Source organism: Fulvivirga imtechensis AK7, from assembly GCF_000331535.1.
GTDB lineage: Bacteria > Bacteroidota > Bacteroidia > Cytophagales > Cyclobacteriaceae > Fulvivirga > Fulvivirga imtechensis.
On record NZ_AMZN01000040.1, the window covers coordinates 91,499 to 98,525 of the forward strand.

Genomic DNA, 7,027 nt, shown 5'->3' on the forward strand with positions numbered 1-7,027 from the left:
AAAAAATTAGCTGCGCCAAAGATACGGGAATAAGAGATAAGAAACCGCCCCTACAATGAGATTAATTGCCAGAAGTGTAAGTATTTCATCATAGCTCTCCCCGCGTGCAATTCCATCCAGCGCATTTTTTGAGATCTTGATCACCATGAGCAGCATAGGAAGTATCACTGGAAATCCTAAAATGGCCATCAATGTCTGGTTATTGTTAGCTTTGGAAGCTATGGCGGAGATCATGGTTAGGGCCGAGGAAAAAGAAACGGCCGCCAATAGAAGGTTAAATAAAAATAATACCGGATCACCGACAGGGTTGCCAAGCACTAAAGAATACATCCCATAACCGATAAACGCCAGCACCAGCATAAGCAATGTATTGTACACGATTCGTGAAATGATCAACGTCTGCGGACTGATCAGCCAATAGTAGTACAGGTATTTACCCTCCTTTTCCTGGATAAAGCTCTTAGCAACAGCATTGATAGCTGTAAATAGCAGGATAATCCAAAACAAAGCATTCCAGGTAATGGGATTGAGCTGATTGGACCTAACATTGAAACTGAGGTAACAAATAAAAATAGTGCTGACCAGGTATAAAAGAATGCCGTTAATGGCATACCGTTGGCGCCATTCTAAAGTTACTTCTTTTCTAATAAAAGAAACCAGGTTATTCATCAGCCCTCTGTCGGGTGTGTCTCTTCATACCTGCGCATATACCTGTTTAGTTCTTTACCAAAAGCCACGAAAAGAGCCAGAATGAGTCCTATTAATCCTCCTACACCCATTGAAAATACGGGACGTGGACTTACCGGACGCTGGTAAGCATCAAAATTTTCCACCACTTCTACTGCTTCATTGAATTCAAGGCTTTCTTTGTATTCTTGTCTCTGCTGATAAAGCCTTACCAAAGTTGCATAGACATCTGAAGGGTTCATAACAATTACATTATCATTTCCGTACTTCTCAGCCGATCCCAAACTTAGCTTTAAGCTGTCAATCTCCTTTATTTCCTGATCCAGTTTTGCTATGTAATTTTTGAACCTTTCTTCTCGAATATCGATCCTTTTCTTCACAAATTGATTGGCGGATAAATAGTGAATCATCCCAGTCTGAAGCTCTGGCCAGCGGTGGTTCACTAGTGACTTAATTGTAACAACATAATATGAAGACTCCTCCTCATCGTCTTCTTCAGTTGATTCAATTTCTATTGATAGCACCTGTTGGGACAATTCTGAAGATATATTCAATTTAGAAGATAAAGCTTCGTTGTTATCTTCCTCAATGAGCTTGTTTAGGTTCTCATTAATGACAGATAATAATGATTCGTTTAAAATTCCTGACCGGATCACTACCTCGCTTTGGTATACTGAAGGCTTTAATTTATAGTATAAGAACCCAAGTAGAATTCCTCCAATAAAAAAGCTGGTAATCAAGAGTTTATTTCTAAATAAAATATTCTTCCCTTTAATAAATAATTCGGTCAGATCTATTTCATCGTTATATTTCTCAGCCATGCCTGTACTAATAAAAGTTTATGCAAGTTTATTAAAATAAAGTTAAGAGTTCTAATGCTATATTTATATTATTACATTTGCAGCAAATTTTTATTGATATGACTAGAATCTTAATAACAGGAGCGGCAGGTTTTATTGGCTATCATCTCAGCAAGGCTTTGTGTAAACAGGGCTATAGTGTGACAGGTATCGACAACCTGAATGACTATTATGATGTTAACCTTAAGAATTCAAGGCTAGAAGATTTAGCAAAAGAAGAAAATTTCACGTTCAAGAAGATAGATCTTTGCAATCACGAAGGTATTGATGAACTTTTTGCCGAACATCGATTCAAATATGTAATTAATCTTGCTGCACAGGCAGGTGTAAGATATTCCTTAACTAATCCCAGAGCTTATACACAGAGTAATATTGATGGTTTTTTGAATATTCTTGAAGGATGCCGCCACTACGGAACGAAACATCTGATTTACGCATCATCCAGTTCAGTTTATGGTGCTAATACGAAAATGCCCTTTTCCGTTGAGCACAATGTGGATCACCCTGTGTCATTGTATGCCGCCACCAAAAAGGCTAATGAACTTATGGCGCATACCTACTCGCACCTTTATAACCTCCCCACCACAGGATTAAGGTTTTTTACCGTATATGGCCCCTATGGTCGCCCCGACATGGCATTATTTTTATTTACCAAAGCTATTATCGAGGGCAAACCAATAGATGTATTTAACTATGGCAAAATGAAAAGAGATTTTACCTATGTAGATGATATTGTAGAGGCCATTGTCAGATTGGTACCCAAAGCTCCAAAAGGCAATCCGGATTGGGATTCCGATGCTCCCAATCCTGCAGACAGTTTTGCTCCTTACAAAATTTATAATATTGGCAACAACAATCCTGTGGAACTTACTGCCTTTATTGAGGCCATAGAAAAAGCTCTGGGCAAGAAAGCAGAGAAAAACATGCTCCCCATCCAGCCGGGAGATGTGCCTGCTACTTACGCTGATGTAGATGCATTGATGAAAGAAGTTGATTTTAAACCTAACACGTCTATTGAGATTGGGATTCAAAATTTTGTAGACTGGTATTTAGAATATTATAAAATAAAAGAAGTACACTGATGAAAATTGGAATTATTGGTCTGGGGTATGTCGGGCTGCCTTTAGCTGTTGAGTTTGGAAAAATCATTGATGTTGTTGGTTTTGATATTAATGAAGCCAGAATTGATGAACTTCAAAGAAACATTGACCGTACATTGGAGGTTGAGTCAGAAGAGCTTAAAACTGCTCAACTACTCAAATTTTCTTCCGATCTTAAAGACTTAAGGGAGTGCAACACATACATTGTTACCGTTCCTACTCCTATCGACCAGTATAAAACACCAGACCTCACTCCACTCAGAAAAGCCAGTGAGACTGTTGGCAGTGTTTTGTCCAAAGATGATATTGTGATTTATGAATCTACGGTGTTCCCGGGTTGTACTGAAGAAGTTTGCGTACCTATTCTTGAGCAAGTAAGCGGACTAAAATTTAATCGAGATTTTTACTGTGGTTACTCTCCGGAAAGGATTAATCCGGGAGACAAGGAGCACAGGCTAAGCACTATTAAAAAAGTTACCAGCGGCAGTACTCCTGAAATTGCAGAGAAAGTAGATACACTTTACAAGAAAATAGTTACAGCAGGAACACACAAAGCCTCATCGATAAAAGTGGCTGAAGCTGCAAAGGTAATTGAGAATGCTCAGCGCGACCTGAATATCGCTTTTGTTAATGAGCTAGCCATGATATTTGATAAAATAGGTATTGATACTCACGAAGTATTGGAAGCAGCAGGCACCAAATGGAACTTCCTTCCTTTTAAACCAGGGCTTGTAGGGGGGCATTGTATCGGTGTGGATCCCTATTATCTCACATATAAAGCCGAAAGTCTTGGCTATCATCCTCAGGTGATCTTATCGGGGAGAAGGATCAATGATAATATGGGATTGTATGTGGCCAGTAAAGTCATCAAACTGATGACAAAAAAGGATAACCCCGTAAACAATAGTGATATACTTGTGTTAGGAGTAACGTTTAAAGAAGATTGTCCTGATATCAGGAACAGCAGGGTAATAGATGTTATTCGGGAGTTGGATGGTTTTGGCGCTAACGTTCATGTGTACGACCCGATGGCTGACAAGGCTGAGGTAAAACATGAATACGGTATCGAGCTTATTGATGAACCCAACCGGGTTTACAATGCAATAGTTTTAGCCGTAGGACACAAAGCTTTTAAAAACATTGATTTTACTGAAATTTCAAATGGCACAACTGCCATTTATGATATAAAAGGTTTTCTTGATAAAAATATTGTGACTGCAAGGCTTTAATGCAAAAGGGGAAAATACTTGTGACGGGAGGAGCCGGTTATATAGGCTCTCATACCTGTGTTGAACTGGTGAGCGCGGGCTATACACCGATAATTGTAGATAATTTCTCCAATTCGGAAAAATTTGTTATACAAAACCTCGAAAAGCTCACTGTCACAAGGGTAGAAGTCGAAGAAGGTGACTGTAACGACTACTTTTTCCTGAAGGATGTGTTTGAGAAACACCGTGAAATAAAAGGAGTGATTCATTTTGCTGCTTTTAAAGCAGTGGGTGAGTCATCGCAGTATCCACTGAAGTACTATCACAATAACGTACAGTCTACCGTCAACCTGCTTCAGGTGATGGATGAATTTAAGTTGAGTAACCTCGTATTCTCATCCTCTTGCACTGTGTATGGTCAACCGGATATCTTGCCTGTGACAGAATCCTCCCCCGTTAAACCGGCAGAATCTCCATACGGTAGAACAAAACAGATCTGTGAGGATATCATCAGTGATTTTTACAAGGCTAGCGAAGCTTTCAAGGCAATATCACTGCGATATTTCAATCCAATAGGTGCACACCCCACAGGGCTGATAGGTGAGCTACCATTGGGGGTACCGAATAATCTGGTGCCATTTATCACTCAAACAGCTGCCGGGGTTAGGGAACAACTGACAATATTTGGCGATGATTATAATACTTCGGATGGCACTTGCATCAGGGACTATATACATGTAGTGGATTTGGCTAAAGCACACATTGCTGCTCTCGAGAAAATGATTAAAAGTAACAAAACCAAGCACTTAGAAGTTTATAATATCGGTACTGGTGACGGGCACAGTGTATTGGAGGTAGTGAAGACTTTTGAAAAAGTGTCCGGTGAAAAGCTGAACTATAAAATAGGCGCCAGAAGAAGCGGAGATGTAGAAAAAGTATTTGCCGATGTTTCAAAAGCCAAAGATGAGCTGGGATGGAAGACAGAACTTTCGTTGGAAGACTCCTTAAGAGATGCCTGGAACTGGCAGCAGAAATTAGCAGAAAAAGCAATTTAAATAACCGGAGAGCAGCTCTGAGGCCTCTGCGCCTCCTCTGTCTCCTCTGCGGTTGAAGAATTGATTATAATTTAACAAACAGTAATCGTGAAAGGAATAATATTAGCCGGGGGCTCCGGAACAAGGCTATACCCCCTAACCAAATCAATATCGAAGCAGCTATTACCTATTTATGACAAACCGATGATCTACTATCCTTTATCGGTGCTGATGCTTGCTAATATCAAAGACATTTTGATCATTACAACCCCTGAAGATGCTCAGGCGTTTAAAAATATGCTGGGAGACGGTTCGCAAATTGGATTGAATCTCCAGTACGCCATACAGCCCGCTCCGGAAGGACTGGCTCAGGCTTTTATTATCGGAGAACAGTTCATAGGCAATGACTCTTGCTGTTTGATATTAGGGGATAATATTTTTTACGGTTATAACTTCTCTAAAACGCTGGTGCAGACTGCAGCACTTCAGGAGGGAGCAACAGTATTTGGTTATTATGTGAAGGATCCTGAGCGATATGGGGTAGTTGAATTTACTGATGATAACCAGGTGGTCTCGCTTGTAGAGAAACCTAAAGAACCAAAATCCAACTACGCGGTTACCGGCCTTTACTTCTATGACAACACAGTTGCTGACAAAGCGAAACAAATTAAACCATCGCCCAGGGGTGAGCTGGAAATTACTGACCTGAATAACATGTATCTTGAGGAAGGGAAGCTTCGGGTAGAGCTTCTTGGTCGCGGTATGGCCTGGCTGGACACCGGAACACATCACAGCTTGCTGCAGGCTTCTAATTTTGTACAATCTATTGAAGAACGACAAGGGTTGAAGATAGCCTGCCTGGAAGAAATCGCCTTTAGAAAAGGATACATTGGCAAAGAAGAGCTTGTTGAGTTAGCACAGCCACTACTTAAAAATCAATACGGACAATACCTGGTTAAAATAGCAGAAGAAAAAAGATGAAAAATATCCTAATAACAGGGGGGGCGGGTTTTATCGGCTCTAATTTCGTGCCTCATTTTCTGGAATCTCATAGTGAATATCATGTGGTGAACCTGGATAAGCTCACTTATGCCGGGGACCTGAACAACCTGAAAGAAGTAGAAGGAAACAGCAGGTATACCTTTGTCCAGGGCGACATTTGTGATAGAAAGCTCATCGAAGAGTTATTCGATAAATATAATTTTCAGGGCGTCATTCATTTTGCCGCTGAATCCCATGTAGACAATTCCATCGAAGGTCCGGAAGCATTTATCAACACCAACATCAACGGAACGTTTACGCTTTTGGATGTTGCCCGAAAGCATTGGATGAATAGCCCTTTTGAAAAGAAAAAGGAGTTTGAAAGCGCCCGTTTTCATCATATTTCTACGGATGAAGTGTATGGTACTTTGGGAGAGACTGGTTATTTCACAGAAGAAACTCCTTATGCTCCTAATAGTCCTTACTCTGCGTCCAAAGCCTCGAGTGATATGCTTGTAAGAAGCTACTTTCATACCTACGGACTGGAAGTGGTGACTACCAATTGCTCCAACAATTACGGTCCCAAACAGCATGATGAAAAGCTGATACCGGTGATCATACGTAATGCATTGCAAGGCAAAAATATTCCTATCTATGGTGATGGTAAGAATATTCGTGACTGGTTGTACGTGCTTGATCATTGTAAGGGCATCGACCTGGTTTTTCACAAAGGAAAAGCCGGAGAAACTTATAACATCGGTGGGCGCAATGAGCGAAACAATAACGAAGTAGTAAACACCATCTGTGGGATCTTAGATAAGAAACACCCTAAGAATGATGGCACGTCCTACAAAGATCAGATCACTTATGTAAAAGACCGTGCCGGACATGACAGAAGGTATGCCATTGATGCTTCTAAAATTGAAAACGAATTGGGATGGAGTGCAGATGAGAATTTTGATACCGGCATTGGGTTGACTATTGACTGGTACTTGAAGAAGTATGCGGAGGTGATGCAGTAGCCACTTGGGAAGAACCCTCCAAGGGTTTGAAACCCTTGGAGGGTTAAGGCTGATCTTCAGACCTGACAGGTTTTGAAAACCTGTCAGGTCTCTCTTTAGTTTGGCTATTTTCTACAGTAAAAAACAGCAGCCTGA

The 7,027-nt window shown here is 40.6% G+C and carries 7 protein-coding genes; 5 read left to right on the top strand and 2 right to left on the bottom strand.

Translation table 11 applies throughout. The annotated features are described in order from the left end of the window. Positions 1-6 precede the first annotated feature (6 nt). Both C900_RS11790 and C900_RS11795 read right to left on the bottom strand, forming a co-directional pair. Entirely contained in the window at positions 7-669 is a 663-nt protein-coding gene (locus tag C900_RS11790) for a heme exporter protein CcmB (protein WP_009580097.1), read from the bottom strand. Then, entirely contained in the window at positions 669-1,508 is an 840-nt protein-coding gene (locus C900_RS11795) for a Wzz/FepE/Etk N-terminal domain-containing protein (RefSeq protein WP_009580098.1), read from the bottom strand. Before C900_RS11795 ends, C900_RS11790 begins: the two co-directional genes overlap by 1 nt. 98 nt (positions 1,509-1,606) lie before the next feature. Between C900_RS11795 and C900_RS11800 the strand changes: the two genes are divergently transcribed. From C900_RS11800 to rfbB, 5 genes are all read left to right on the top strand, one after another. Further along, positions 1,607-2,629: an NAD-dependent epimerase gene (locus tag C900_RS11800; RefSeq protein ID WP_009580099.1), complete on the top strand. Its 1,023-nt coding sequence runs from the start codon at positions 1,607-1,609 to the stop codon at positions 2,627-2,629. Then, the gene (gene tviB / locus C900_RS11805; protein ID WP_009580100.1) at positions 2,629-3,876 is read left to right on the top strand and encodes a Vi polysaccharide biosynthesis UDP-N-acetylglucosamine C-6 dehydrogenase TviB; all 1,248 of its coding nucleotides are present in this window, start codon (positions 2,629-2,631) and stop codon (positions 3,874-3,876) included. The genes C900_RS11800 and tviB overlap by 1 nt, the downstream gene beginning before the upstream one ends. Further along, complete coding sequence (gene galE, locus C900_RS11810; RefSeq protein WP_009580101.1) at positions 3,876-4,910, top strand: UDP-glucose 4-epimerase GalE; 1,035 nt, start codon at positions 3,876-3,878, stop codon at positions 4,908-4,910. The genes tviB and galE overlap by 1 nt, the downstream gene beginning before the upstream one ends. Before the next feature lie 87 nt (positions 4,911-4,997). Continuing rightward, the gene (gene rfbA / locus C900_RS11815) at positions 4,998-5,870 is read left to right on the top strand and encodes a glucose-1-phosphate thymidylyltransferase RfbA (RefSeq protein ID WP_009580102.1); all 873 of its coding nucleotides are present in this window, start codon (positions 4,998-5,000) and stop codon (positions 5,868-5,870) included. After that, the gene (gene rfbB / locus C900_RS11820) at positions 5,867-6,892 is read left to right on the top strand and encodes a dTDP-glucose 4,6-dehydratase (RefSeq protein WP_009580107.1); all 1,026 of its coding nucleotides are present in this window, start codon (positions 5,867-5,869) and stop codon (positions 6,890-6,892) included. Before rfbA ends, rfbB begins: the two co-directional genes overlap by 4 nt. Positions 6,893-7,027: the final 135 nt, after the last annotated feature.

What these genes read in the sequence shown, in the direction of transcription:
- C900_RS11790 (WP_009580097.1), bottom strand. Translation starts at nt 669, where the DNA reads ATGAATAACCTGGTTTCTTTTATTAGAAAAGAAGTAACTTTAGAATGG.
- C900_RS11795 (WP_009580098.1), bottom strand. Translation starts at nt 1,508, where the DNA reads ATGGCTGAGAAATATAACGATGAAATAGATCTGACCGAATTATTTATT.
- C900_RS11800 (WP_009580099.1), top strand. Translation starts at nt 1,607, where the DNA reads ATGACTAGAATCTTAATAACAGGAGCGGCAGGTTTTATTGGCTATCAT.
- tviB (WP_009580100.1), top strand. Translation starts at nt 2,629, where the DNA reads ATGAAAATTGGAATTATTGGTCTGGGGTATGTCGGGCTGCCTTTAGCT.
- galE (WP_009580101.1), top strand. Translation starts at nt 3,876, where the DNA reads ATGCAAAAGGGGAAAATACTTGTGACGGGAGGAGCCGGTTATATAGGC.
- rfbB (WP_009580107.1), top strand. Translation starts at nt 5,867, where the DNA reads ATGAAAAATATCCTAATAACAGGGGGGGCGGGTTTTATCGGCTCTAAT.